This is a genomic window from Salinivibrio sp. MA351, assembly GCF_001996065.1.
Taxonomy (GTDB): Bacteria; Pseudomonadota; Gammaproteobacteria; order Enterobacterales; family Vibrionaceae; genus Salinivibrio; species Salinivibrio costicola.
The window spans coordinates 44835-70431 of sequence record NZ_MUFG01000004.1; the positions used below are offsets into that span (position 1 = coordinate 44835).

General features: G+C 48.9%; 27 protein-coding genes and 1 tRNA gene. 6 read left to right on the forward strand and 22 right to left on the reverse strand.

Annotation, left to right across the window (positions count from 1 at the left end; all coding sequences use genetic code 11):
* Window positions 1-158 precede the first annotated feature (158 nt).
* Window positions 159-1301: a flagellin gene (locus BZG78_RS03910; RefSeq protein WP_077660438.1), complete on the reverse strand. Its 1143-nt coding sequence runs from the start codon at window positions 1299-1301 to the stop codon at window positions 159-161.
* Between the two features lie 470 nt (window positions 1302-1771).
* Here BZG78_RS03910 and BZG78_RS03915 point away from each other — a divergent pair, with 470 nt between their 5' ends.
* Complete coding sequence (locus tag BZG78_RS03915) at window positions 1772-3874, forward strand: tetratricopeptide repeat protein (RefSeq protein ID WP_077660439.1); 2103 nt, start codon at window positions 1772-1774, stop codon at window positions 3872-3874.
* A gap of 104 nt (window positions 3875-3978) precedes the next feature.
* Here BZG78_RS03915 and flgL read toward each other — a convergent pair whose 3' ends face one another.
* From flgL to BZG78_RS03980, 13 genes are all read right to left on the reverse strand, one after another.
* The gene (gene flgL / locus BZG78_RS03920; protein ID WP_021023043.1) at window positions 3979-5172 is read right to left on the reverse strand and encodes a flagellar hook-associated protein FlgL; all 1194 of its coding nucleotides are present in this window, start codon (window positions 5170-5172) and stop codon (window positions 3979-3981) included.
* A 12-nt stretch (window positions 5173-5184) separates the two neighbouring features.
* Window positions 5185-7062: a flagellar hook-associated protein FlgK gene (gene flgK / locus BZG78_RS03925; RefSeq protein WP_077576575.1), complete on the reverse strand. Its 1878-nt coding sequence runs from the start codon at window positions 7060-7062 to the stop codon at window positions 5185-5187.
* Window positions 7063-7233: 171 nt separating this feature from the next.
* Entirely contained in the window at window positions 7234-8184 is a 951-nt protein-coding gene (flgJ, locus tag BZG78_RS03930; RefSeq protein WP_077660440.1) for a flagellar assembly peptidoglycan hydrolase FlgJ, read from the reverse strand.
* A 9-nt stretch (window positions 8185-8193) separates the two neighbouring features.
* Window positions 8194-9282: a flagellar basal body P-ring protein FlgI gene (locus tag BZG78_RS03935; protein WP_077660441.1), complete on the reverse strand. Its 1089-nt coding sequence runs from the start codon at window positions 9280-9282 to the stop codon at window positions 8194-8196.
* A 25-nt stretch (window positions 9283-9307) separates the two neighbouring features.
* Window positions 9308-10048, reverse strand: a complete 741-nt coding sequence (locus BZG78_RS03940; protein WP_242412982.1) for a flagellar basal body L-ring protein FlgH — start codon at window positions 10046-10048, stop codon at window positions 9308-9310.
* Window positions 10049-10129: 81 nt separating this feature from the next.
* Window positions 10130-10918 (reverse strand): flagellar basal-body rod protein FlgG, encoded by a 789-nt coding sequence (gene flgG / locus BZG78_RS03945; RefSeq protein WP_021023038.1) that lies wholly within the window; start codon window positions 10916-10918, stop codon window positions 10130-10132.
* Between the two features lie 22 nt (window positions 10919-10940).
* Window positions 10941-11690 carry a flagellar basal body rod protein FlgF gene (locus BZG78_RS03950; protein ID WP_077460296.1) on the reverse strand — a complete coding sequence of 250 codons (750 nt, stop codon included), beginning with the start codon at window positions 11688-11690 and terminating at the stop codon, window positions 10941-10943.
* 170 nt (window positions 11691-11860) lie between these two features.
* Window positions 11861-13174 carry a flagellar hook protein FlgE gene (gene flgE, locus BZG78_RS03955; protein WP_077460295.1) on the reverse strand — a complete coding sequence of 438 codons (1314 nt, stop codon included), beginning with the start codon at window positions 13172-13174 and terminating at the stop codon, window positions 11861-11863.
* A 24-nt stretch (window positions 13175-13198) separates the two neighbouring features.
* Complete coding sequence (gene flgD, locus BZG78_RS03960) at window positions 13199-13942, reverse strand: flagellar hook assembly protein FlgD (RefSeq protein ID WP_077646277.1); 744 nt, start codon at window positions 13940-13942, stop codon at window positions 13199-13201.
* Between the two features lie 14 nt (window positions 13943-13956).
* The gene (gene flgC / locus BZG78_RS03965) at window positions 13957-14370 is read right to left on the reverse strand and encodes a flagellar basal body rod protein FlgC (protein WP_021023034.1); all 414 of its coding nucleotides are present in this window, start codon (window positions 14368-14370) and stop codon (window positions 13957-13959) included.
* Window positions 14371-14373: 3 nt separating this feature from the next.
* On the reverse strand, window positions 14374-14769 hold the full coding sequence (flgB, locus tag BZG78_RS03970; protein ID WP_021023033.1) for a flagellar basal body rod protein FlgB: 396 nt from the start codon (window positions 14767-14769) through the stop codon (window positions 14374-14376).
* Window positions 14770-14955: 186 nt separating this feature from the next.
* A complete protein-coding gene (locus tag BZG78_RS03975) occupies window positions 14956-15783 on the reverse strand; it encodes a protein-glutamate O-methyltransferase (protein WP_077660442.1) in 828 nt (275 codons plus the stop codon).
* A 26-nt stretch (window positions 15784-15809) separates the two neighbouring features.
* Window positions 15810-16733: a chemotaxis protein CheV gene (locus BZG78_RS03980; RefSeq protein WP_021023031.1), complete on the reverse strand. Its 924-nt coding sequence runs from the start codon at window positions 16731-16733 to the stop codon at window positions 15810-15812.
* Window positions 16734-16856: 123 nt separating this feature from the next.
* On the opposite strand from BZG78_RS03980, the gene flgA reads away from it, so the two are divergent.
* The 3 genes from flgA to BZG78_RS03995 all read left to right on the forward strand — a co-directional run bounded on the left by flgA (window position 16857) and on the right by BZG78_RS03995 (window position 18411).
* Entirely contained in the window at window positions 16857-17549 is a 693-nt protein-coding gene (gene flgA / locus BZG78_RS03985) for a flagellar basal body P-ring formation chaperone FlgA (RefSeq protein WP_077660443.1), read from the forward strand.
* 88 nt (window positions 17550-17637) lie between these two features.
* A complete protein-coding gene (flgM, locus tag BZG78_RS03990) occupies window positions 17638-17961 on the forward strand; it encodes a flagellar biosynthesis anti-sigma factor FlgM (protein ID WP_021023029.1) in 324 nt (107 codons plus the stop codon).
* Window positions 17962-17976: 15 nt separating this feature from the next.
* Window positions 17977-18411 (forward strand): flagellar protein FlgN, encoded by a 435-nt coding sequence (locus tag BZG78_RS03995; protein WP_077460290.1) that lies wholly within the window; start codon window positions 17977-17979, stop codon window positions 18409-18411.
* Window positions 18412-18621: 210 nt separating this feature from the next.
* On the opposite strand, the gene BZG78_RS04000 is transcribed toward BZG78_RS03995, so the two are convergent.
* Together BZG78_RS04000 and BZG78_RS04005 are read right to left on the reverse strand one after the other, a co-directional pair.
* Entirely contained in the window at window positions 18622-19056 is a 435-nt protein-coding gene (locus BZG78_RS04000) for an LPP20 family lipoprotein (RefSeq protein WP_021023027.1), read from the reverse strand.
* 25 nt (window positions 19057-19081) lie between these two features.
* Entirely contained in the window at window positions 19082-19717 is a 636-nt protein-coding gene (locus BZG78_RS04005) for a FlgO family outer membrane protein (protein WP_077460288.1), read from the reverse strand.
* Window positions 19718-19928: 211 nt separating this feature from the next.
* Here BZG78_RS04005 and BZG78_RS04010 point away from each other — a divergent pair, with 211 nt between their 5' ends.
* A complete protein-coding gene (locus tag BZG78_RS04010) occupies window positions 19929-21062 on the forward strand; it encodes a flagella assembly protein FlgT (protein ID WP_021023025.1) in 1134 nt (377 codons plus the stop codon).
* 50 nt (window positions 21063-21112) lie between these two features.
* Window positions 21113-21188 (forward strand) — tRNA-Arg (locus tag BZG78_RS04015).
* A 34-nt stretch (window positions 21189-21222) separates the two neighbouring features.
* Here the strand turns inward: BZG78_RS04015 and pgpA are convergent.
* The 6 genes from pgpA to BZG78_RS04045 all read right to left on the reverse strand — a co-directional run bounded on the left by pgpA (window position 21223) and on the right by BZG78_RS04045 (window position 25595).
* Window positions 21223-21717 (reverse strand): phosphatidylglycerophosphatase A, encoded by a 495-nt coding sequence (gene pgpA / locus BZG78_RS04020; protein WP_077660444.1) that lies wholly within the window; start codon window positions 21715-21717, stop codon window positions 21223-21225.
* Window positions 21704-22693 carry a thiamine-phosphate kinase gene (gene thiL, locus BZG78_RS04025; protein ID WP_077660445.1) on the reverse strand — a complete coding sequence of 330 codons (990 nt, stop codon included), beginning with the start codon at window positions 22691-22693 and terminating at the stop codon, window positions 21704-21706. The genes pgpA and thiL overlap by 14 nt, the downstream gene beginning before the upstream one ends.
* Window positions 22694-22755: 62 nt before the next feature.
* On the reverse strand, window positions 22756-23220 hold the full coding sequence (nusB, locus tag BZG78_RS04030) for a transcription antitermination factor NusB (protein WP_021023022.1): 465 nt from the start codon (window positions 23218-23220) through the stop codon (window positions 22756-22758).
* Window positions 23220-23690, reverse strand: a complete 471-nt coding sequence (gene ribE / locus BZG78_RS04035) for a 6,7-dimethyl-8-ribityllumazine synthase (protein ID WP_021023021.1) — start codon at window positions 23688-23690, stop codon at window positions 23220-23222. Before ribE ends, nusB begins: the two co-directional genes overlap by 1 nt.
* A gap of 122 nt (window positions 23691-23812) precedes the next feature.
* Window positions 23813-24922 (reverse strand): bifunctional 3,4-dihydroxy-2-butanone-4-phosphate synthase/GTP cyclohydrolase II, encoded by a 1110-nt coding sequence (gene ribBA / locus BZG78_RS04040; RefSeq protein WP_077460285.1) that lies wholly within the window; start codon window positions 24920-24922, stop codon window positions 23813-23815.
* A gap of 10 nt (window positions 24923-24932) precedes the next feature.
* On the reverse strand, window positions 24933-25595 hold the full coding sequence (locus BZG78_RS04045) for a riboflavin synthase (protein WP_077660446.1): 663 nt from the start codon (window positions 25593-25595) through the stop codon (window positions 24933-24935).
* Window positions 25596-25597 lie beyond the last annotated feature (2 nt).

Below are 25597 nucleotides of genomic sequence, written 5' to 3' on the forward strand. Positions count from 1 at the left end.
GCTTTTTTGTTGTGCGTGTCGGTATTAATACCGATGCCGTATGGCGCTATGAAGGTTAACGCCCAAAGGAGAGATATCTTTAGTGGGATTTTGATAAAAATTAGCATAAAAAAAGCGGCAACCGCTTGCCGCTTTTTTTTACCCGTAAAAACGAGAGGTTATTGCAGAAGGTTCAATGCTGCTTGCGGCATCTGTTTGGCCTGAGCCAGCATCGAGGTACCCGCCTGCTGTAGGATTTGACCTTTGGTCATTGCCGTCGTTTCACGCGCAAAGTCTGTGTCTCGAATACGACTGTTTGAAGCCGACACATTTTCCTGGATATTCGACAAGTTGCTAATGGTGTGGCTGAGTCGATTTTGCTTCGCGCCCAAATCCGCCCGCTGACTGTCGATATAACGCATCGCCGCATCGACAACGCCAACAGCCATTTGAGCACCACCGACATCGGACACATCGAGGTCTGCCGCTGTCACTAAGTCACCGTTACCCGAAACCATGCCCAGAGAGGCGGCGAGTCCACCACTAAAATTGACGGCACCTGCGACTTTATTCTCTTCAATAAAGATTTGCAGCTGTCCTTCCTCGTCAACGGACGCGGTGAGCATTTCATCTGACTGGCCGTTGATATAGCTTGCCAGCTCTTCCACATCATCGCCTGCTTTCGCGCCGATACTTAAGCTGACGTTTTCACCCTCTTTCGTGGTAAATTGCAGCTGTAATGTCGAGGCTGCACCATCCACTTCCCAGCCAGCTGATTTGGGTTGACTGCCGACAAATTCCACGCCACCCATACGGAAATCATCTGCACGAATGCTCGAGAGTCCCATAATGATCGCTTCACCGGCGTCAGCACCAATTTGGAACGAGGCTTCACCAAACGAACCATTCAGTAATCGACGTCCACCAAAAGCTGTCGTTTCTGCAATTCGGTTCAGCTCATCTTTCAGTGCCTCGATCTCTTCTTGGATAGCCACACGTTCAGATTTACCATTGGCACCGTTAGCAGATTGCAAGGAAAGGTCCCGCATACGCTGCAAAATATTGGTAGACTCTTGCATAGCCCCTTCGGCAGTTTGGGCAATCGAGATACCATCATTGGCGTTCCGCATTGCCACATCAAGCCCTCGAGTTTGGGCCACTAATCGGTTAGATATCTGCAAACCCGCCGCGTCGTCTTTAGCACTGTTGATTCGGCTACCTGACGACAGACGTTCCATTGAATTGTTCAACTCATCGGTCGCTTTATTCAGGTAACGCTGCGCAGTCATCGCAGACACGTTGGTGTTAACTGTTACACCCATTTTGCTCTCCTTTGACTTTCGCTTGCTTTGCGAAACAGCCTACCCGCGACGTGTTGCACTGTGTAATGGCGGTGCTGCGGGAACAGCTTGTTAATCAGTTTTAGTCTCAGCCCGTTCAAAAACTGGCCGCTTGGTTGATTAAATACAATATATGTGCCAACTTTTTAAAACCTTTCAAAATCAGTGTCTTACTAGATTTTTGTTGTATAATAGAGCGCAATAATGACAGCGGAATCTGCCGATTTTCTGTACCAGCGGCAATATAGCGGCAACGCCTCGCCTTCGGTTGCCGGCATGACCGGTCTATCGCTTGTCGATGTACGCTTGCAAATAGGCGGCCAACTCCGGTAACGACTGAGCTAGAAGGCATATTTTTTGCAGATATTGTTTGCAGATAGATAACACTCATCATCCCACCAGCGTCTTGACACTAAGTCGAGGCAATCATAAATAACAGGACGAAGTCACTGATGACGCAAAAAAACGACGGTCAAACGAATATGACGCTGGATGACGCGTTCCAGCTCGGTATTCGCCTCTATCAAGACGGCAATAAAGTCGATGCACGGCAAGTTTTTGAACAGATACTGAGCCAGGCGCCAGATACCGTTCCCGTGCGGCAGGTTCTCGCCGTATTAGATGCGGAACAAGGGCAATATCGCCAAGCGATGACACATCTTGAACATGCCCTTACGCTCGCGCCTGATGATCACTCTCTGTTGTTCGACAAAGCGCAACTGCTCACCCAGCAAGGCCACAACAAAGCGGCCTTAGACATTGTCGACGCTTTGTTTGCCGCCGCTCCCACCAACCAAGATATCCTTAGTTTACGTGAACAGTTAACCGCAAAACTTGGCTTGCAAGGTGAAAGCCGTCGTACACATGCTTTGCGTGATGAATTGCATCAAATTAAAAATCAAGGTCTGGCTGAGGAAATCAACAAAACCATGGCGTTGGCCGCTAATTTGATGAAGGATGGCCACACGGCACAAAGCGAACAACTTTATCAAACGATACTAACGCTTGAGCCCGACTACCCTCCTGCATTGATGGCGTTGGCTCAGCATGCGCTTGATGAACAAGAATACGGTAAGGCCCAGCAGCTCTTATTACGCGGTAATGACAAGGCGCAATCTCATCAAGTGTGGCAACTGCTTTTGGTAAGAGCAGAGTCAGGGCTCGGTGCGTATACAAGCGCTCGCCAACGCTGCTTGCAAGCCCATAAGCAAACTCAAGATCCAGCATTTTTGCACCAACTGTTGGTGGTGTATCTCAAGGAAGCCAATTGGTTGGAAGCGAGTAAACTGGCCAAGCAATGTTTGCGTGATGACCCCGAGCGCGGAGAATTACACTATGCCTATGCCCGTGCTACCTTCGAGCGACTCAAGCAACATCATCAGTTTACGCAAGATAAATTGACCGATTGCTACCAGATCCACGAGAAGGCTCTCGTTCATGTCAGCGATAAACAAGCGAATACCTTAAATGCACAATTAGGCGAGCTCGAGTGGTATATGGGAAATATCGATCAAGCCCAACATCGCCTAGAAACGTTATTAGCGGCGCAACCCGATGATCATGCGCTGCGGTTTAACCTTGCCTTTGTCTATCGTACCCAAATGGCGTGGGATAAGTTTTACTCGGCGAATGAAGCAGGACTTGATTGCGGCCGTCGACTCAAATACCACGGTGATTTACCCCGTTGGGATTTGTCGCGACCACAAACCGATGCCGTACTCATTATGCCTGAGCAAGGTGTCGGGGATGAACTCGCCTATTTTCATAACGTGGCAATGGTGGTTGAGCGTGCTCGAAAAGTGTACGTTGGCTGCGATCCGCGTCTAGAGCCCTTACTGAGTCAAGCATTTCCAAGTACAGAAATTGTGCCGATTTCTCGCAAAGATGGAAAAGATATTTTCGTCCCTGAGCATGTTCTCGCTGACATTGATAGTTGGGTGGCCGGTGGATCACTGGCAGGGTTGTGCTATCACCACTTTGACCGTCATCTTTATCAGCAAACCTATATTGTTCCTGATGTCGCAACCCATGCGCCTTGGATAGCACCGTTAGCTAAATTGCATCAGAAAGGGCCTGTGTTTGGGCTATGCTGGCGCAGTGGTCTCGCGGCTGCCACCCGTAACATTCACTACTTGGTGGCTGAAGAATTAGCAGGCTGGATAAAAGCCGTTCGCCAGCTTTGTCCTAACGCCCAGTTTGTCAATTTACAATATGGTGAGTGTGAAAAAGAGCTGAGTAAAATCAAAAAACAAACGGGCGTTGAGATCGTGTCACTGCCCGGATTGGATCTTAAAAATGATTTTATGGGGACCGCGCATGCGATCAAACAGCTCTCGGGGGTATTTACTGCGGGGACAGCGGTGCATCGGCTGACGGTTGCCGTCGGCACACCTTGCTATGTGTTTTTTGCCGGCCATAAAGAGAGCGATATACAAACGCCAGAGTCGATGCCAGGCTACGCAGAGTATGCATTTAGTTATCCGCCAATGATCAAAGACAAACAGCCACTGCTTGATGCGATAGCACGCCGTATGGTTGACGATCTCGGTCGGTAAAAAGGGGGGAATCACCCTCTACCAATAAAAACGGGGCCGCTGAGACGGCCCCGTTTTTTATTCACCGCTGGTACCTTGCGGTAACCTAAGGCTTCAACCTTGGGTTAGATATAATTAAACAACGAAAGATCTTTAGTCTTAGCAAATGCCTGCTGGGACGCTTGCAGTGCCAGCATATCTTCGTTCATATCGATGGCGGCTTGGGTATAATCTAAATCTTCCATGGTACCCAAAGAGCGATTCAACACTAATTTAAAATCTTTATGCATGCTTTCTTGTCGATCGAGCGTGGTCAACCGCGTTCCCACTTCTGAGCGTGCTTTGTTCAAGTGTTTAAAGGCGGCTGAAAACTGCTCAGTGACTTGATGGAGCTCTGCCGTTGCCGAGGCATCATCGATATCCGCATACGATAAAGCCGCACCATTTTTAAACGCATCGAAGATATTGAAGCTATCTTGTCTTTCTAAGTTGATAGTATCACCCGGCCCCATCTCACCTTCAAAGGTCATTTTGAGCGTGTTCCACTCAATGCCGGTTTGCGGATCGTACAGGCCAGCACTGACTTCGGTGCCATCTTGCATCAGTGAGTACGTGGTATCACCACTCGCATTAACATCAAACGACACCGAATAGTTGGCCGTATCAGCATCATTGCTATTTTCCGCGTTTGCCAGCAACAGCAGAGATCCATCTTCAAGATCGTATTCCGGTTGATAATCGCCAAAAGGGTTATCAATTTCCATAAACATCTTATCGCCGGGATCGGAGGTCGGCACTTCTACTGCAGGCGCTACTTGAGCCGTACGAAAGTAACTGTCGCCGGCATAACGGACATTGCCTTGGGTATCACGATAAAAAGGCTGGGTACTGGTTTGGGTGCCGGAGAACAAGAAGTTGCCTGACTCGTCCTTGGTGTTCACCAAGTCCATAAAGTTATCAAACATTCCTTGCAGATCTTGGCGGTGCGCAGTGCGGTCTTCCACCGATAACGAACCATTAATCATCGCCATCACTTTACGCTTGGCGCCATCCATGATTTGCTCTGATTCATCAATAGCGATCTCTTCACGTGTTTGACGATTTCTCGCCAAGGTGATCGAATCAATAAACTGATCAATCTGCTCATCTTGCTGGCGAAAGTTCTGAATATAGATTGATGAGACGGGGTCATCGCCGGATGTGATCACACGTTTTCCGGTCGCCATTTGCTCCTGATTATCTTGCACCTTTACATTTTGGCGCATAATGTCGTTGGAGACAGATTGGTAATTATGAAAACTAGCAATACGACTAATCATACTGATCGACCCTTATCGCGTTGCATTGAGCAGAGAATCAAAGGTTTCATTGGCCGCAGTCATGATGCGTGACGCCGCCATATAAGCGCGTTGAAACTTCATCATATTCGCCGCCTCTTCATCAAGGTTAACCCCAGACACTTGGGCGACACGTCCTTCTGCCGCATCATGTTCAACCATACTCACATCCTGCAAACGCTCATACGACGCTTTTTGCACCCCTAAATCGGTACTCAGCCCTTCATAGACATCAAGCACGGTGGAGCGGCCATTATCCATCAACTTTTGCGTTTGCAACTCTTGCATGCGAATTAAGTTACTGTTGTCGCCATCCGCCGGGATCAAGCTTACGGCCAAGACATCGTCAGGCACCGCTTTATCATTAAGATCAATCACGGTCCCATTCACGTCTATCGGCCCACCAGGTGGATAAGCTTGAGGCGCAACCAAGATTTGACCTTTGGTGTCTGTCACCGCAAATTGGCTGCCATCCGGTGAGATTCGAACTTGAAATTCTTTTTGTCCGCCACTTTGCAGTACACGGACGTCGCCCTCACCTTTACTCACCGAGCTACCACTAATATAGCTTTGTGCTGCAATATCAGCAGGATCTTCCATCGCCACCCGCATTTGCCCTGCCGCTGACCGTGCCGGGCGAATTAATACTCGCTCATTGGCCGCCAATCCTGCATCAATTTGAACACGCATTCCGTCGACATTGAAGCTGGGAGGCGTACCGCTAGGGGTGACGGCGGATTGTTTGCCGTCTGGGGCGGTCAGCGTATATTGTGTGCCATCGAACTTAAGTTGATAGTCACCCGGTTTAAGCTTTTGCAAATCATCGATATAAACTTTAAGGTCCGCGGTGGAGTCACCGTTTTGAACCACGCGAGAACGGGCGATGCGATCACTGTTAAAATCGGTAAAGATATTTTTGCCCACTTCACCATTAAGATCGAAGCCTTGTCCCTGCAAATCATTCAACGCCTGAGAAAACCCAATCGACATTCGGCCTAACTCGTCACGCGCTTGGCTGAGTGTGTCATCACGGTACTCAAATAACGCACCGAGTTTACCGCGAATATCGCTATTCGAAATGGCTTTCACACTCTTACCTTCAACGAGGGCTAAACGACGCTCTTGATGATCCGGCTCACCCGGCAAGGTAGTTAACTCACTGCTATTCATCCCGGATACCAGCATATGGCCACTGCCAATGATGACATTGAAAAGACCATCTTCGCGTGCATTCACGCTTACCTGGGTGTACTCAGACAGCTCTCGGATCAATTTGTCATGACGGTCCAATAGATCATTAGCTTCGGCGGGAGTTTTAAGTATTGCCTTATGCACATCCACCAGCTCTTGGCCGATGTCGTTCATTCGCTTTACCGTGGCATCAATTTGTGACGAGGTATCAATTGATTGCTGCTGTAACACGCCATAGACGTCGTTCATACCGGCAGCGACCATTCGCGCTTTTTCGAGCACGACTTTTCGCGCCCCCATATCACTGGGGCTATCAGTTAACCCTTTAACCGCGCCGTAGAATTCATTCATGTTTTCAGGAATTTTTTTGGCTGAATGCGCCATCATATCGTCGAGTCGACCGAGTTGATCGTTGCGCGCGGCGGCGTGAGACAAGTTCGAGGTCGCCACATTCAGTTCATTAACCGCGAACTTATCGTAGTTACGGCGTACCGCAGCAGCATGAACACCGGTACCGTAGTTGTTGCCACCCCAAAATTGCGGATCATTGGTTTGTTGCTCAACGGATTGACGGCTATACCCTTCCGTATTCACGTTAGAGATATTGTGACCTGTTGTATTCAGCTGTCGCTGCGCAGTCAGTACGCCTTGCGATCCAAGGGAAAGCAGGTCCAAGCCCATTGTGCCTCCAAGTAACCCGGCAATTAAAACGAGATAATCAAAGTAAAGCAAAAATCAGGCCAGAGAAGGTAGAGGGGGTTTTAAAGCGATGTAAAACAAGATATTAACTGATTTAAAGGCATAAAAAATCAAGCTAAAATAAAAAACGGCAAGCCTTTGCCTGCCGCTCAATTATTCCATCATGCCACGGACTTGATCGAGCACACGGATAACTTTGTCGGCATACTCAGGATCAGTGGCATAGCCCGCTTGATGGAGTTCGCGAATAAACTGTTCAGGTTGCGCAGATTGAGACAGGGCTTGCTCGTAACGGGGGTTTTCTCGTAAAAACGAAACAAAATCATCAAAACTCTCTTGATAGGATGGATACGCGCGGAAACTCGCCGTTTCTTTCACCGGGATCCCATCATACACTTCGAGTGTTTGCGTCGCGACTTTGTCTCCGCTCCAGCGTGGATCCGCTTTAATATTGAACAAGTTATGGCTGTTATCACGGGCATTGGCGATCACTTTTTTACCCCAGCCGGTTTCCAAGGCAGCTTGTGCTAAAATGATTGCTGGATCGGTGCCAAGTGCCCGCGCCGCGCGTCGTGCATGAGGCGCTAATGTATCAACAAATGCGGCAGGCGAATCAAAGCCTTCATTACGTTGTCCCGCCTCACTTCCCGCTGCCGGTGGGGCAATCGACTGGCTATCCAGCGCGGCAATCGCTTTTTCTGCCGCCTCTCGACTTCGATTTTGATCCAAAGGCAAAGATTGCGCCGATGTGCGCGCCGCATCTTCCAAGTCAGGTTCACTATCGCCCAGAGCCTGGCCCAGTTGTTCCACAATCATATCAGCCAGCCCCAGCGATCCCTCTCGGCTGAGTTCACTTGCCATTTGTTCGTCTGCCATTTGCTCATAAAACTTAGAGGTGCGATCGTCGATGAGATCGGACTCGAACGCTTCATTGGCATCACGCATTGATTTAAACAGCATCTGGGTGAACAAGGCTTCAAATTGCTCTGCCGCAGAGCGTAATGCGGCACTTTTATCGCCATCGCCATTTTTAGTCGCTTGACGGCGCAACGAATCAAGCTGGCTAATATCGTGTACAAATTGACTATCAACAGGAGATTTCATTGCTGTACCTTATATGACTATCAACTGACCATCGATGGCACCGGCTTGTTTTAGCGCTTGCAAGATGGCCATCAAGTCTGAGGGGGCAGCCCCCACGCCATTGACTGCGCGAACTAAATCGTCCAAGGTCACGCCTGGTTTAAAGTGGAACATTCGCCCTTCTTCTTCTTCGACATTGATCTCGGTATCCGGTGTGACTACCGCTTCCCCACCACCTAATGGGTTGGGCTGATCGACATTAAAGTCTTCTTGAATCGAGACGGTCATGCCGCCATGCGTAATTGCAGCTGGACGAAGGCGCACATTTTGTCCCACCACAATGGTGCCCGTACGAGAATTGACGATGATTTTAGCCGCACCATCTCCAGGTTGAAATTCAATATTTTCCAAGGTGGATAAAAACGCGACCCGCTGGCTCACATCACGTGGCGCTCTGACACGCACCGACGTAGCATCCATCGCAGACGCTGTTGATGGCCCTAGAAAGCGGTTAATCGCATCCACCATCCGCTGAGCGGTGGTAAAATCAGATTGAAATAGATTGAATGTCAGGTAATCACCACGACCAAATGGATTCGGCACTTCCCGCTCAACGGTAGCGCCATTGGTGATCCGCCCCACCGTAGGGGTATTCCCCACCAGTTGTGAACCATCGGCCCCCGTGGCACTAAACCCACCGACAATTAAGTTGCCTTGTGCGGTGGCATAGACGTTGCCATCCAGCCCTTTCAGAAAGGTTTGGAGCAAGGTTCCCCCTCTTAAACTTTCCGCCGATCCAATCGATGACACAGTCACGTCAAGTTTTTGACCCTGTTTGGCAAACGCAGGGAGGTCTGCGGTCACTGCGACTGCGGCGATATTGTCCGATTGAGGGGTTGTATCAGTAGGAAGTTCGATACCAAAGTTATTTAGCATCGACTTAAAACTTTGGTCAGTAAAATCAGTGCTTTCACCTGTCCCCGGCAAACCGACCACTAAACCATAGCCCGTCAACGTGTTACTCCTGACCCCAGCAACCTCGGCAACGTCTTTTATTCGAGCCGCAAGACTTGGTGTGGCTACAACCAGCAAGACTATCGATAACAACCACTTTTTCACGTCAACTCTCCGTCACAATATAGGGCTACAAGGTGACATTAAAGAATCGTGCCAACCAGCCTTGTTCTTGGGTATCTTGTCGCTCGCCGGTACCGGAATATTGAATTCTGGCATTGGATATACGGGTTGAAGCAATGGTATTATCCGGGCCAATATCGGCGGGTCGAATGGTACCGCTCAAGCGAATGTATTCATCGCCTGAGTTCAGCGTTAACCATTTTTCGCCGCGCACCATTAAGTTGCCATTGGCCAATACATTAATCACTTGTACTGAAATAGAGCCTTGCAAACTATTACTTTGATCTGCCGATGAAGAACCCGTTGATGAATTATCATTGCTCACTTCATACGACAAGGTGCGCTCGCCAATGGTGATTTCCTCCCCTCCTAAGGACAGAGGATCCATGCTCAAGTCGTTTGACTTGGCCAAATCGGAGCTCGCACTTTTTTGAGCCTGAGTGTTTTCCTCAAGCATGACCGTCACGATATCCCCAAGTCCACTGGGTTTTGAGCCATTATATAAATCACGCTGTTGGCTGGTATTAAACAGAGATCCTGTCGCCGTTGCATAGTGCTCCGGGGGCTGTTGCGGGCGAATCGGAGACCAAGACGGATCGTCAGCTTTGGGATCTTCACGTTGACGTAACAAACCAATCAAGCCCTCACCTTCCGGTGTTGTATCGCCTTCAACCGCATCCGTGGTCGAGGTGGCTTGGTCAAGATCACTGCCTGTATCTTGCTGCCCCGGCAATGAACAACCGCTCATCCCTAGGAGCGTGGCAAAGAAAAGGCCCGATATTAATCCACGTTGCACCGTCATCATTGCCCCCTTACACCTTCACCATGCTTATAACTGTTGATTTACGTAACTGAGCATCTGGTCAACGGATGAGATAACTTTAGAGTTCATCTCATAAACACGTTGGGCTTCGATCATATTGACCAGTTCTTCGGTTACATTGACGTTTGAAGTTTCGAGCATCGATTGTTTTACTTCGCCAAACCCATTCAGGCCTGGTACGCCTTCTTGCGGATCACCACTGGCGCCTGTGGGTAGGTAGATATTCTGACCAACCGGCTCCAAACCACCTGGGTTAATAAAATCCACCGTCGTGATTTGACCCAAGACTTGGTTTTCTTGCTGACCGCGCAAACGGACAGAGACTTCGCCATCCGTGCCGACGGTCACCTGTACAGCATCATCCGGTATCGTGATTTCAGGCTCCAGTGTATAGCCCGACCCTGAGGTAACGATAGTCCCCTCATCGTTGAGGGTGAACTGACCATTGCGTTGGTAACCCATGTTGCCGTCGGGGAGCAACACTTGGAAAAAGCCATCGCCTTCGATCATCATGTCGAGCGCATTGTCTGTTGTTTGTACATTACCATTGGTATGGACACGCTGAGTGGCAACGACCTTTGACCCTGCCCCCAACATCAAACCACTCGGCAGCTCTGTGTTCTGAGATGATTGGCCGCCCGGTTGATTAATGTTTTGATAAAAAAGATCTTCAAATACCGCGCGTGACTTTTTAAAACCGACCGTTGATGCGTTGGCTAGGTTATTCGAAATCGTCGAAATATTAGTTTGCTGCGCATCAAGTCCGGTTTTGCTGACCCATAATGCTGGATGCATAATTACTTCCTCTTAATAAACCTTAGCCAAGCCGCAATAACGATGAAGACGACTCGTCCATTTTTTCTGTGGTTTTCATTAACTTCACTTGCATTTCAAAGTGACGTTGCAAGTCAATCAGCCCCGTCATTTCACCCACTGCGTTAACGTTACTGCCCTCTAAAGCTCCCGTTTGTAACGTCACACCTGCATCCGCTGGAAATACGGTGCCAGGTTCTTTGGGCTTAAATACCCCATTTTTATCTTTGAAAAGGTCTTGGTTATCTGGGCGAACGAGTTTAATTCTATCCACCACTTCCATAGCATCAGGCGGCGCCCCCTGGGGCAATACCGAGACGCCCCCTTCTTTTCCGACTTCAATTCTTGCCGCCGGCAAAGGAATAAAGATCGGCCCGCCATTTTCACCCAAAATGAGATTGCCGTTACTGTTCTGAAGTAACCCAGTTTGATCCACTTTCAAGTGACCGGCACGGGTGTAGCCTTCTTGGCCTTGGCTGTCTAATACCGACATCCAGCCTTCACCTTGAACGGCCACATCAAGATTACGGCCGGTTGTGATGGTGGAGCCTTGCTCGAAGCTATAACCAGGTCGCTCAGTCATATTAAAAACTCGGCTTGGTAATCCCTCACCGTAAGCTTGCATAGAGCGTGACTGCTCAAGATCAGCTCGGAATCCCGTGGTACTGACATTGGCTAGGTTGTTGGCGCGCAACTGCATTGCCTGCATATCTTGCTTAGCGCCACTCATGGCGAGGTATAACGCGCGATCCATATTGGTTGCCTCCACAATCGTTCTGTAGGTAACAAAGCAAGGAGCGTGCCATTAATTAAATGCATGTTTTTTCAGAAAGATAGAAAGAGAAAATCAAGAAAGGGGAGATAAAAGAAGCAAACGAAGGCGAGGACTTGCCGCCTGACGGGCAGGCGGCAATAAAAGCGAGCTTAACGGATTTGCAAGATATTCTGTTGCATCTGGTTACTCACTTCCAGCGCTCGCGAGTTCGCTTGGAAATTACGTTGCGCGGTGATCAAATCGACCAGCTCTTGAGTCATATCGATATTAGATTGCTCAATGGTCCCGCTTTTCACTTGACCAAATGCGCCTTGCATCGCCTCACCAAAAATGGGATCGCCCGAGTCTTGGGTGATATCCCACTGGGTGTTACCCACCTGTGCTAAGCCTTGCTGGTTGGCAACACGCACCATGCCAACCCGGCCTAATGCGATGTTTTCACCATTACTGTAGGTCGCCATAATGGTCCCTTTCGGATCAATATCGACCTTGGTCAAATAGCCTGTCGTCGCCCCATCATCAGAAAATTTGCGCATCTCAAACGGCGCGGCATACTGAGTCGGGTTATCAAAGTTGAGCGTGAGCTGCTGATCACCGTTGGCACCGTTCATCTCTAATCCAGCGCCTGTTGGGCCCAAGGCATCGGTCACGATCGGATTACCGCCATTAATATTGTTCACTGAACCATCTGAGTTAAAGTCGATGGTGTGACCAACCTGTCCAGTGGCATTGGTTGAATTGCCACCTTGGATATTCACCGGCTTTTCACCTTCAGGATCCGTCATGGTGTAATACACAGACCAGCTATTGGGATTGGCCGGATCGTTACCTTTCACATAATACGTCGACAACTTATACGGCTGACCAAGCGAATCATAAACCGTTGCAGAGGTTTGCTTGTTGTAGGTTTCAGGGTCTTCAAAATTAAACTGGGTCGGATCTTTTTGCGCACCGCCAGCTGGTAAGTTCAAACCAATATCAACATTTTGTGACGCACGAGGCTGACCAAACTGATCCGGTACATTAAGAGACTGAGGCTCATAAGAAGAGACCTGCTGGGTATCAGGATCGACATTGTAACCGAGCAAGTACTGACCTTCGGAATTGATAATGTCGTTATTTTTATCAAGGTGGAAAGCACCGTTGCGGGTTAAATGGTAATCATTGTTTTGCAGCTTGTCATTTGACACACCGAAGAAACCATTGCCGCTAATCCGCAAATCGAGCGGATTATTGGTATAAATACTCGAGCCTTCGTGGAATTGCTGCGCCACGGTCGATGTTTGAACACCTGTGCCGTTGGTAGTCTTCGAGTTTGAGAAGATCGACGTCGAATACACATCACCAAACTCTGCGCGAGATTCCTTAAAGCCATAGGTATTGGCATTAGAAATGTTGTTACTGGTGGTGTTCATGTCTTTCTGGGCCGCACCAAGGCCACTTAACGCAATATTAAAACCCATTGCTTTTCACTCCTAATAAATCGGTCAGCCTTTCGTCACATTACCGACGTCGGCATTACCGACCTCTAGCACTTCAGCCAGTTTCATCGGTGAGGAAAAGCCAGCAATATTTAACATCACATTGCCACCACCATTCCCCAGCAAAACACTGTTCACATTGGCATAGGTGGACACATCAAACTCTTGTGTCTGTCCATCAACCATGCCACTCACCTTGAGCTTGTAAGTGCCCTCCGGCATAGGATTGCCGTTGTCATCCATCCCATCCCACTCGACGCGATGATCACCTGGTGGTTTGGCACCCATACTGAACGTTCTCAATAGTTGTCCTTGTTCGTTCTCAATTCGAACACTGACATTATCTAGCGCTTGAGGCAGCTTCACCATGCCCGCGACACCGCCCGTTTCACCTTTCACACCGGTGGAGCCGGGAACTAGCACGTCACGCCCTACTAACGATGACGCTTGTAATGCCTGGTTGGACGTAATCGACTCATTGAACGTATCAAACTGCTTGTTCATTTTGCCGATGCCCTCTACCGTGGCAAACGACGCCATCTGCGAGATCATCTTGTCGTTATCGACAGGTTTGGACGGATCCTGCTGTGACAGCTGCTTGGTGAGCAATTTGAGAAAGTCTTCCTGTTCGAGTGCTTGCTTACCCGTGGTCGAGTCTTGCCTCTCTTGCAGTTTCTTCTCTTGCTGCGCCTTTAGCTGGTCAATGTAGGACAGTCCGTTACTAGAACCTGTACCGTCAATTCCGGCCATCTTCGCCTCCTACATTACTGACCCATCTGAAGCGTACGCATCAGCATTTGTTTACTCGCATCCGCGACCTGAACATTGGTTTGGTAAGATCGCGACGCAGAAATCATGTTCGCCATCTCTTCCATCACATTCACATTCGGTTTAAAAATATACCCTTCGTCATTCGACATCGGATGGTTGGGGTTATATTCCGCGCGTAGTGGTTTCTGGCTTTCGACAATACCATCAATGTTGACCGGCACACTTTCGCCCTGCTGCTTAAAGCGATTAAGCTCCGCAGAGAAAATGGGATGCCGTGCTCGGTACGTCTCTTCAGCAGAGCTACTCACCGAATTGGCATTGGCCAGGTTGCTTGATGTGGTGTTCAATCGTACTGATTCGGCGCTCATGGCCGATCCCGACACGTTAAAAATATTAAACAAACTCATCGATTATTTCCCATTCAATGCCTTCTTCATATTCTTGAACTTAGAGCCAAGAAAATCGAGTGAGGCCTGGTATTCCAGTGCGTTCTGCATGAACAAATTCTTTTCTAGCTGCGCATCAACCGTATTACCATCGCCCGTATCCGGCTGTGATGGGACACGGTACTTTTTCTCTCCGGTCACCCGGCTAGAGGCAGCGATGTGCCGCTCATTTGTGCGACTTAGGCCAATACTTGCCTCGGAGCTTGCCGCCTTGAGCGCGCGTTGAAAGTCAATATCTTGCGCTTTATAGCCTGGCGTGTTGGCATTAGCGATATTGCTAGACAAGGTCTCTGCCCGCTTTCCTCTTACGCCAACGGTGTGCTGGTGCACACCCAATGCATTGTCAAATGTAATCGCCATGGACAACCTCCGAATTCTTACTGAATAGAATAAAGCAAACAAAGTGCCAAGTTTCGATTTAGCACTGTTTTTTAAAGTGAACACTAGGTAGGACGCGGGTTCGAAGCACTCACACTTCGACATAATGCAGCGAGGAGGCAGGTGTTAAACAAAAAAGCGGCAAACACTGTGCCGCTTTTTAAAATGCTATTTTAACTTGTAGATGATGCCTGGATTACAACGGATCATCTCAAACTTATCGGTTAAACCAGTGAGTGACTCCGACGCCCCGAGAATAAGATACCCACCGGGGTTGAGCGCCCCTGCCATTTGATTAAGCACCTTGGCTTTCATGTCCGGAGAAAAATAAATCAAGACATTACGACAGAAAATAATGTCGAACTTGCCCAGCAAACTGTAGCTTTCCATCAGGTTTTGCGGACGGAAAGTCACCATTCGCTTGATACTGTCTTTGATCCGCATTTTGCCGTCACCCACATCTTCAAAAAAAGTGCGGCGACGCTCTGGAGATAAACCGCGGCCCAACGCTAAGTTGTCGTAGATGCCCTGCCGACACGCCTCTAACATCGACGTGGAAATATCTGTCGCAGTAATACTGACACTGCTCAGCATCCCAGGTTTTCGCTGCTGTGTTTCTGCGACCGTCATGGCAATCGAATAAGGCTCTTGCCCCGATGAACTGGCTGACGACCAAATTTTGATTGGTTTACGTGCTTTCGCCAGCTCTGGAAGTAAACGGTGTGCCAAGACTTCATACGGATAGGTATCACGAAACCATAACGTCTCGTTGGTCGTCATCGCATCAATGGCCGCAACAGCTAATTCACGATTTCGTCCAGTGATGACCGACTTAACCAGCTCAGACAGTGACGCCAAGCCAAATTTATTCACAAGTGGGCTCAGTCGGCTACGCACCAGATACTGTTTACTGTCTCCGAGTACGATCCCACACTTGGACTCGAGGTGCTTACAGAAGTCCCGATATTCTTGATCACTGATTGCTACATTTGTCATTAATTCACTCAATCGCTCTGGTTACGTTACGACTTAACCGCTTCAAGGACGGTAGATCCCAGCTCATCTGGATCGAACTTAGCGATAAACGAGTTGGCTCCGACGCGCTGAACCATCGCCTCGTTAAAAACCCCACTTAGTGATGAGTGCAATACTACATGAAGATCTTTAAGACTCGAATCTTTTCTAATCTCAGTTGTGAGCGTGTACCCATCCATTTCAGGCATTTCGATATCGGATATCACCAAGGCTAACTGGCTATAGATACTCCCCTCTGCGGCCATTTCTTTCAGCTTATCGAGCGCTTCTTTGCCATCTTGCACGAGGATAACGTCATAGCCGACACTTTCTACAGCACGTTTCACTTGTCGACGCGCGACACTGGAATCATCCGCTACCAAGACCTTACTGGGCGCGCTTTCCTCTCGCTCTTCACGTTTTGACAAGACTTCTTCGCTGATTTCCTCATTCACTGGGGCGATTTCGTTGAGGATTTTTTCGACATCAAGCACTTCAACCAGCTCATTATCGATTTCAGTGACGGCTGTCAGATAATGCGAGCGGCCCGTTCCCTGTGGCGGGGGCAGTATTTTTTCCCAATTCATATTAACAATGCGCTCAACAGAACCCACCAAAAATCCTTGCATGGATCGGTTAAACTCTGAAATGATCACAAATCGATTTTCAGGATCGGGAATAGCTGGCCCACCCGTTGCAAGGCTCATATCAATGACAGAGATCGTTTGACCTCGAATATGGGCCACGCCTTTGACAAGAGGATGCAAATTCGCCATCGCCGTCAATCGCGGACACTGCAAGACCTCTTTGACTTTAAAGACATTAATGCCAAAGCGTTGGTTTCTCATCAGGCGGAAAGTCAACAACTCTAAGCGGTTCTGCCCCACCAACTGCGTACGTTGGTTGACCGAATCAAGAACACCACCTGTCATAAGATAAACTCCATATTGCCCCATTTTTTTTGTAGAGTAGCATGGTAATCATAGTGGGTAATCACATGACTCTCGAGAAAGAAGGGAAATTTCTTCTTTGTCCGCTACCGATGGTTTGGAACTATGTCCAAGATATTACGCTTATTTAGCGTCACTTTGCTCGCAAGCTTTAGCTTAAGTATAGCCGCTGCAACAGTAAGTCAAATTGAAGCGGTACAAGATGCAGCAGAAAAACATGTTGCAGACATTATTTCTGTGCCCAAAAACGGCAAAATCGATATTACAGCAGGTAATCTGGATTCTCGCATGCGTTTAACAGACTGCCCTGTTCCTTTGGATACCGATGTGCCTGGACGACAACAGCTTAATACGTCGGTTACTGTGATGGTGTCTTGTGATCAAGACAACTGGCAAGTGTACATTCCGGTTAAGATTGCGCTGATGACACCCTCGGTCGTGGCGAAGCGGCCTCTTAATCGTGGCATGACTATTGCTTCAAATGATCTTGCCATTCAAATGGTAAATAGTCGGTTTCAACGCGGTAGAACCTATACTCAGCCCGCCCGCTTGATTGGTTCCAAAGTCAAACGGACGGTGGGGATGGGCGAACCGATCAGCAGTAGTGATGTCTGTGCGGTGTGTCGAAATGATGACGTTTTAATCACTGCACAAGGAAACGGACTCAATATTGTTGCAAAAGGCACGGCATTAAGTGATGGAGCGCTAGGTGAGCAAATAAAAGTCAAGAACAACAAATCTAAACGTCTCGTCGATGCTACAATCTCAGCGGTCGGCGAAGTAACGGTTAATTTCTGACTTTTTACGTCTCAATGCTAAAGTAACTGCAAAATGTGCCGATATGCTGAGCGACGGACTCAAAAGCGACTGACAGTAAGGCAATGTTATGGCGAGTATTGATCAACTACGTGGTAACCAGCAAGCGCTGACCACCACACGAAACACCAGTAACCAGACCAAAACACAAGAGACACAAGGCGGCGCGGTCCGTGAACAGCAGGGAGTGAAATCTCAAGACGATGCTGTTTCATTAAGCCAACAAAGCCAGAAGATCGACAAAATGAATCAAGAAATGGCCGCCGAGCCCCACTTTGATAGTGCGAAGGTTGAGCAAATCAAGCAAGCGATTGCTAACGGTTCGTATAGAGTGGATGCTGACAAGCTGGCTGCCAACATGATGCGCTTTGAGAATGATCTAAACGAAAGCTAAGCTGACGGAGTGGTTATGAGTCCTACTGCGCCTTTAATGACGCTTGTCGAGCAACAGCGTGAGTGTGTTCAAGCGCTGCAAACGCTCCTTGAACAAGAAGCCAGTATCATCGCGAGCCGTGTATCGGATGATATCGAAGCCATCGCGAAAGAAAAACAAGCGTTAATCAATGAAATCCAGCGAAATGATGCGCAAATCAGTCGTCACTCTGAACGTGATTCACTCCATCATGACGAAACCATGCGTGAACACATCAGCGCGATCCAAACGTGTTTGTCCACCTGTAAACAACAAAACGAAACCAACGGCGTTGCATTGCAACGAGCCAGCTTAAGCATTCATCGTCTGCGCAACTTGTTCCAAGAAAGCGGTGGCAAATCAGAGCTGACTTACAACCAGGACGGCAATGCATCAGGGAGAAAAACACTCGGCACTAACATCAAAGCCTAAAAAGCGCTGTCTATCTTCCCCTCGCCCCCTCTCTAAGCCTGCGCGTCAAATATTTGTCATCGATTAAAGCTTCAACCGTCTCAACGCGAAAAAAAGATTAAGCAACGGTCGTTTTTAATCACAATCAATCAGCCAACTAAAAAAGCGAGCACTTGGCCCGCCTTATTGTCGTGGTTCACACACATATTATTGAAAAATCAGACAACGCCATTAGAAGATAATAGAGTTGTTGGTTGGCACCTGCTGTGACTCACCATAGCGTTTCATTTTTTGCATTGTATCTAGGTTCAGTTCGAGCTCTGTGACGTAACTATCACCAACTTTGTAACTCGCCACCACTTCGGCGCCGCGAATAATGCCATCGACGGCGCCTTGTGTGCTGTCACGACCTAAACTTTGATCGTTAACGCTCGCACGGCTGCTTATCCGCAATCCATAAACTTGCTCGCTCAACTCTTTGTAGGCGTCCACTTTAGACGCGCGCATCGCCCGTGTTTCTTTGTCTTCTTGGGTCGCACCTTGTTGGGCGCTGATCGAGGCCATACCAACCGCCGAAATAATGCTTTCTTCTTTCATTCTGGTAAGAGGCTGACATGCAGAGAGCATCAATAATGCGGCGAAAAGTAATCCATGTCTTTTAAACATTTATCTACCTTACTCTTTTCCTGTGCTAAGGCTTTAGTACGACGGTTTCACGTTTCATGCGGTTTTGATCGTCGCGAATGATCACACCATCACGTTTACGCACCTTGTACAAGCTATCGATATCACGGCCAATCCGGTCCGCGGGTAAAAACCCTTGCGCTGAGGCGACAACCACACGCGACTCCATACCGATGACACGCGCATTGACGAGCACCCCACCGCCTTGACGCAGCATGGTGCCTGTTAATACATAGTCGATTTGCTGCTCAGGATCGAGCTCCTTCCAGTCACGGCTGATGGTGAAATCACCTTCTTCTGTGACCCGAATAGCGCCCGTTGACTTAAAGTCTACCACCGTAAAACCACGTCTTTGCATCTGGTAAATCAACCCTTCGGTGACAGTGTTCCCTAACCAGTTTGTTTCGCCCATATTTTGCAGATCGACAAACGAAGTCACGGCCAGCGGTGTGCGTGCCGTCAAATAAGCGTTGGTCGCTAAAAGTTCATCCGCCATGCTATTTAAAAAATAGTCGAGTGTGTGGCGTGGCCGCTGCTTAAGAAAAAACTCACTGCCTGAATACGGCTCTTTACCGTTATAAATAGGCGTATAAGCACAGCCCGTTACCAATAGCGCTACTATCGCCACTATCCACTTTTTCATCGTATCATGCTCCGCGCTCAGTCATCGATGTGAGACAAGTGTGTTATCTAGTGTATCGGTCAATGTCGTCAAACCTTTACCTTAGATTGCTCATTCTCATTTAGGAACACAACTTGCATCAGCGTCTTTGCGTCATCTTATTGGTAGGCCGTTACCCTACGCGTTAATGAAGTTAAAGCAATTTCCGTACCCACTAAGTGAGATCTTGACTATGAAAACCCTTTTGGCGCGGCTAACACTGGTTGTTAGCTTTGTTGTCACTCCGTTCACGCACGCTGCCTGGTATGAGGTATCCGCCAGTTCCCCTATACTCGAAAGCCAGCAAGCGGCGCGCGTGCGCGCACTCGAAGCGGCAACTTTTGACGCCATTCGCTTTGCGGGTGCCGATGTGGGGAGCCTTCAGCAGCTCAAACGTTTTTATACACAAGTAAAACCTGACTATCTATTTAGCGGTAACGCGGTGCGCGAGGTACAAGTGCTGGAGGAAGGCACACAAGGTGGCAATTATGTGGTTAACCTGCGGCTAGATATCTACCCCTCGGCAAACGCTTGCCACAAAACCCAGTATAAAAAAGGCATAGTGTTAACCCGTTTCCCCATTATGTCGCCACAGCAGGCAGCGTTAGGTGGGATCTATCAATTCGGTGATGACTTTTCAGTGCTATTGAGCCGTGAAGTTAAACAGCATGCACAAAGTTTTGTGGGACGCGGGATCGCCAATGTTGATGTATCACCCAATATGCCAAACGCGATTACCATGCTGGCGGAAGACAAAGACGCGCAGTTTGTTGTGACAGGTGCGATCACCGACTTATCTGCCACCACGGATGATAGTGGCTTCGGTAAAGCTAAAAATAATCGACAATTAGCGGTCAATGTACAAGCGATGGACAGTGAGAGCGGGGAAGTGATCTTCCAACGCCGCTATCGTGATATCGCGCAATGGCCGTTTGAGCGACACAGCCAAGTCGATACGCAAACGGCACGGTTTTGGCAATCACCCTATGGGCAGATGGCGCGCCGGATGAGCCGAAATATTTTGTTGGATCTCGAGTCTTCACTGGCTTGCCGTGCCAGTAAGCCTAAAATAGTGTCATTAAAAGACAATATTGCGCAAATTAATGTAGGCCGTGTGAATGGTGTGCAGCAAGGTGATCAATTAAACCTATGGCATGTCGCTTCTTTCACTGATGATTTAGGGATTGTACGCACCCAGCGCCGCAAAAGCGGTATCACCCTGACCGTGGCTCGCGTGTATGAGAGTAGTGCAGAAGCTGTGATTCAGCCTCAAACCTTAACCGGCAGCATTCAAATTGGCGATATAGTGACCAAAGGGCTTAACTAAATGAAAACAGGCGCTTAAATCGCGCCTGTTTTTACGTATAATGGCCGCACGCTCTCATAGCTCAACAGGATAGAGCAGTCGCCTCCTAAGCGATCGATCGGGGTTCGAGTCCCTGTGGGAGCGCCATCCTTAATGCATAATTAATGCTGAATGAGTCATGCTAAAAAAGCGTAGGCATGTAGGTCGTTAAGAGCCACAAGCTTAGCATCGCCATCACCCCGGCGAGAATATCATCCACCATGATGCCGATACCGCCATGAACATGTTTGTCTAACCAGCTGATTGGCCAAGGCTTTGCCATATCGAAAAGGCGGAATAAAATAAAGCCAGCCAATACCGTTTTCCAATCTGTTGTGGGGACAAGCGCCATCGTCAACCAGAAGCCGACAAACTCATCCCAAACAATCGCACCATGATCATGGACTTGCATGTCTTTAGACGCACGCCCACAGATCGCAATCCCTGCGATGCCGCCAACAATAATGGCGATCCAAAGCCCAACAACCCCACCAAAAGTGACCAGCGCACAATAAAACGGAATCGCAACTAACGTACCGACTGTGCCGGGCATTATCGGCGATAAGCCACCGCCAAACCCGAGCGCCAATAAGTGGATAGGATTAGACAACGATAAACGGTGTTTAGGATCCGTCACAATTTGACTCCTTAAAATGATCCCAACCTGTCAGCGTCCAATCAAGTGGCTGACCTTGTGAAACTAACTCAAGCGCACGGTGGCCATTAATTTGACCAATACGCTGCACCTTAGTGCCACTGTGTTTTAATGCTGTATCAAGTGTGCCACGATGCATTTCTGGGACAGTAAAGCAAAGTTCATATTCCTCGCCACTCGTCAGAGCCATTTTTTGTGCGGCTGTTTCGCTATCAACCTCTGCGAGTAAACGTTCAGAAATCGGCAGCCGTGTGACCTCAATTTGCGCCCCGACATCACTGGCTTGGAGAATATGGGTTAAATCTGCATACAAACCATCAGAGATATCGATAGCAGCCGAAGCAATGCCCCGCAGTGCCTGCCCGGCAGCTACGCGCGGTTGAGCGCGATAATGATGGTTAATCAAGCGATTAGCACGCGCCTCATCAACGATGGGTTTGCCAAGCACATAAGCAAGCCCTGCCTGGCTTTCACCTAGCGATCCCGTGACATAGATCCAGTCGCCATGTTTGGCGCCTGAACGCGTCAGTGCCTGCCCTTTAGGCACATGGCCATGCAACGTCATGGTAATGCTTCTTGGACCTCGCGTGGTATCGCCCCCGATTAACTGAACCTGAAAGTGTTCAGCCAAAGCAGAAAATCCCTGACAAAAACCGGCAACCCAGGCTTCATCAGAATCGGGCAAGGTTAGAGCGAGCGAGCACCAAGCTGGCATCGCACCCATTGCGGCAAGATCACTTAAGTTAGAGGCTAAGGCTTTGTGAGCAACGTCAGATGCCTTGGCGGAAGGAAGAAAATGCGTGCCCTCGACTAACGTATCTGTGGTGACCACGAGTTGGCAGCCGTCTGGCACCTCAGTGATCGCACAATCATCGCCAATGCCTAGGGCGACATCTCGACGGTTAACCGGTTGACGTGCGAAATAATCGCGAATCAAATCAAATTCGTTGCGCGTCATAAAAACTATTTATCGGATTAGATCAATAAAAAGGCCAGCATGGCTGGCCTAGTAAGGAGGGATTAACGTAACCGAGGATACGCTTTATCCAAGACACCATTAACAAATTTATGGCTGTCTTCCGCACCAAAGCGTTTAGCCAACTCAATGGCTTCATTGATGACCACTTTATAAGGGACATCATCGCATTTGATCAGCTCATACATCGCAAGGCGCAATAAGGCGTGCTCCATGTCGTCAAGATCTTGTAATGGACGAGACAAATACGGACGCATCTTACTATCAAGTTCTTGATGGCTGAGCGCAACACCACTGAACAGCGTACGAAAATACGCAACATCTGTTTCCGGATCGCGAAGAAGTGGCTCTGTTTTCTGGTGCTCATCTTCTTCTTCGTATTTATCTGCGGCCAAAAACTGCGCTTCAATATCAGCGACATTCCCTTTTGCGATTTGCCATGTGTAAATGGCTTGCAATGCAAATTGGCGAGCATTACGCCGTGCGGCTGGTTTCACTTTAACCCCCATTAGGATTCAATCTGGGACAGAACATTCACCATTTCAAGCGCGCTCAGTGCAGCCTCTGCCCCTTTATTACCAGCCTTGGTACCTGCGCGTTCGATCGCTTGCTCAATGGTGTCTACCGTCAGCACACCAAAAGCAACTGGGGTTTCATACTCCAGTGCTACTTGTGCCAACCCTTTGTTACATTCTCCGGCAACATAGTCAAAATGCGGTGTGCCGCCGCGGATCACTGAGCCTAGCGCGACAATCGCATCATAACGACCGCTTTTCGCCAACTTTTGGGTCACCACAGGCAACTCGTAAGCACCGGGACAACGGACCACGGTGATATTATCGTCGTTGACTTGGCCTTGGCGCTTCAGTGCGTCAACCGCACCATCTAGCAAACTCTCATTAATAAAGCTATTAAAGCGAGAGATAACAATAGCAACCTGCGCATTGGGCGCGGCAAATGCACCTTCGATTACGTTCATGAGCCTTCCTGTGACTTGCTTTCCGGAATGAGAAACCGCGCGATTCTAGCATACTTTTTACCATTGACACCATGCTCAGTGTCTTGGGAAACGCGCCCGAGCCTCATCGTTTCTCTCAGTATTTATTCGGTCACGTATTCAACCACGTTCAGACCAAAACCTGACAGGGCGTGATAACGCTTTGTCGATGAAGAGAGCAAACGCATTTGTTTCACGCCCAGATCGGCTAATATTTGTGATCCAATTCCGACTCGGCGTGACGTGCCCTGCCATTTGGCACCTGCTGGTTTCTCACCTTTATCTTGCGCTTCAAACGCTTTGACTTTACTGATAATGGAATCAGGCGTCTCTTCTTTCCCCAAAATAACCAACACGCCGCCTTCTTCACTGATGCGCTTCATCGCACGAGTCAACCCCCAGCTGCGCTCAGCAGTACGATCGGAGCGAAGTAAATCGGTAAACGTATCTTGCAGATGAACCCTTACCAATGTCGGATCGGTGCTAATCTCGCCTTTACGCATCGCGTAATGAATTTGGTTATCAATGGTATCCCGGTAGGTCACCAGATCAAACTCACCAAATTCGGTCGGCAGGGTACAGGCGGCAACTCGCTCGATGGTCGTTTCGTTTAAATTACGATACTCAATCAGATCGGCAATGGTGCCAAGTTTAATACCATGCTTGTCACAAAACACTTCTAAGTCAGGACGACGCGCCATGGTGCCGTCTTCATTTAAGATCTCAACAATCACCGAGGAAGGGTTAAAACCACCTAGACGCGCCAGATCACAGCCCGCCTCTGTATGACCTGCGCGAGTCAGTACACCGCCCTCTTGCGCCATGAGCGGAAAAACATGCCCAGGCTGTACTAAGTCGGCGGCTTTGGCATCTGACGCCACCGCCGCTTGCACGGTGCGCGCGCGGTCGGCCGCCGAAATGCCAGTGGTCACGCCTTCGGCCGCTTCAATCGAGACAGTAAAGGCGGTGGAAAACTGCGCATTGTTATCTGACACCATCAAGGGCAATCCAAGTTGCAGACAGCGCTGTTGAGTCAGCGTTAAACAAATCAAACCACGCCCGTGGGTCGCCATAAAATTGATCGCTTCTGGCGTAATGGCTTCTGCTGCAATGATCAAGTCGCCTTCATTTTCGCGATCTTCGTCATCCATCAATACCACCATCTTACCTTGGCGGATATCATCAATGATTTCTTGGGCGCTACTAATTGCCATCTTGGATTCCTTATTTCAAAAAACCAGAACGGGCGAGCGTTTCAAGACTCACGCCCGTTGATTGTGTCGGTTCAGCCGCTTTGTCTCCGAGCATCAATCGCTCAAGGTAACGGGCGATGACATCGACTTCAATGTTCACCTTACGCCCCGGAGCAAAGTGCTGAATTGTCGTTTGTTCAGCCGTATGCGGTACGATAGTGAGCTTAAACACACTGCCATTGACGTCGTTCACCGTCAGGCTAATCCCATCCACCGTTATCGATCCTTTCAACGCCACATACTTGGCAAGTTCAGGCGGTAATGCAATCCAGTACTCCCATGCACGTCCCGTTTGACTCACTGACGTCACTTCCCCTAGGCCATCCACATGCCCAGAGACCATGTGTCCGCCAAAACGCGTAGTCGGCAACATCGCCTTTTCCAGGTTGACGTTATCACCAACAGACAAGATCCCGAGTGATGAACGCGCCAGCGTTTCTGACGATACATCGGCGCTATAACCGGTTGCGGTCAATGCAACCACGGTTAAACACACCCCATTGGTGGCGATGCTGTCGCCCAATTTGACATCCGAGAGGTCGAGGGCACCACTCTCTATGATGAGGGTCATGTCTTGGCCACGGCGAGTCAGCTTTTGAATTCGGCCCACCGCTTCGATAATTCCAGTAAACATCG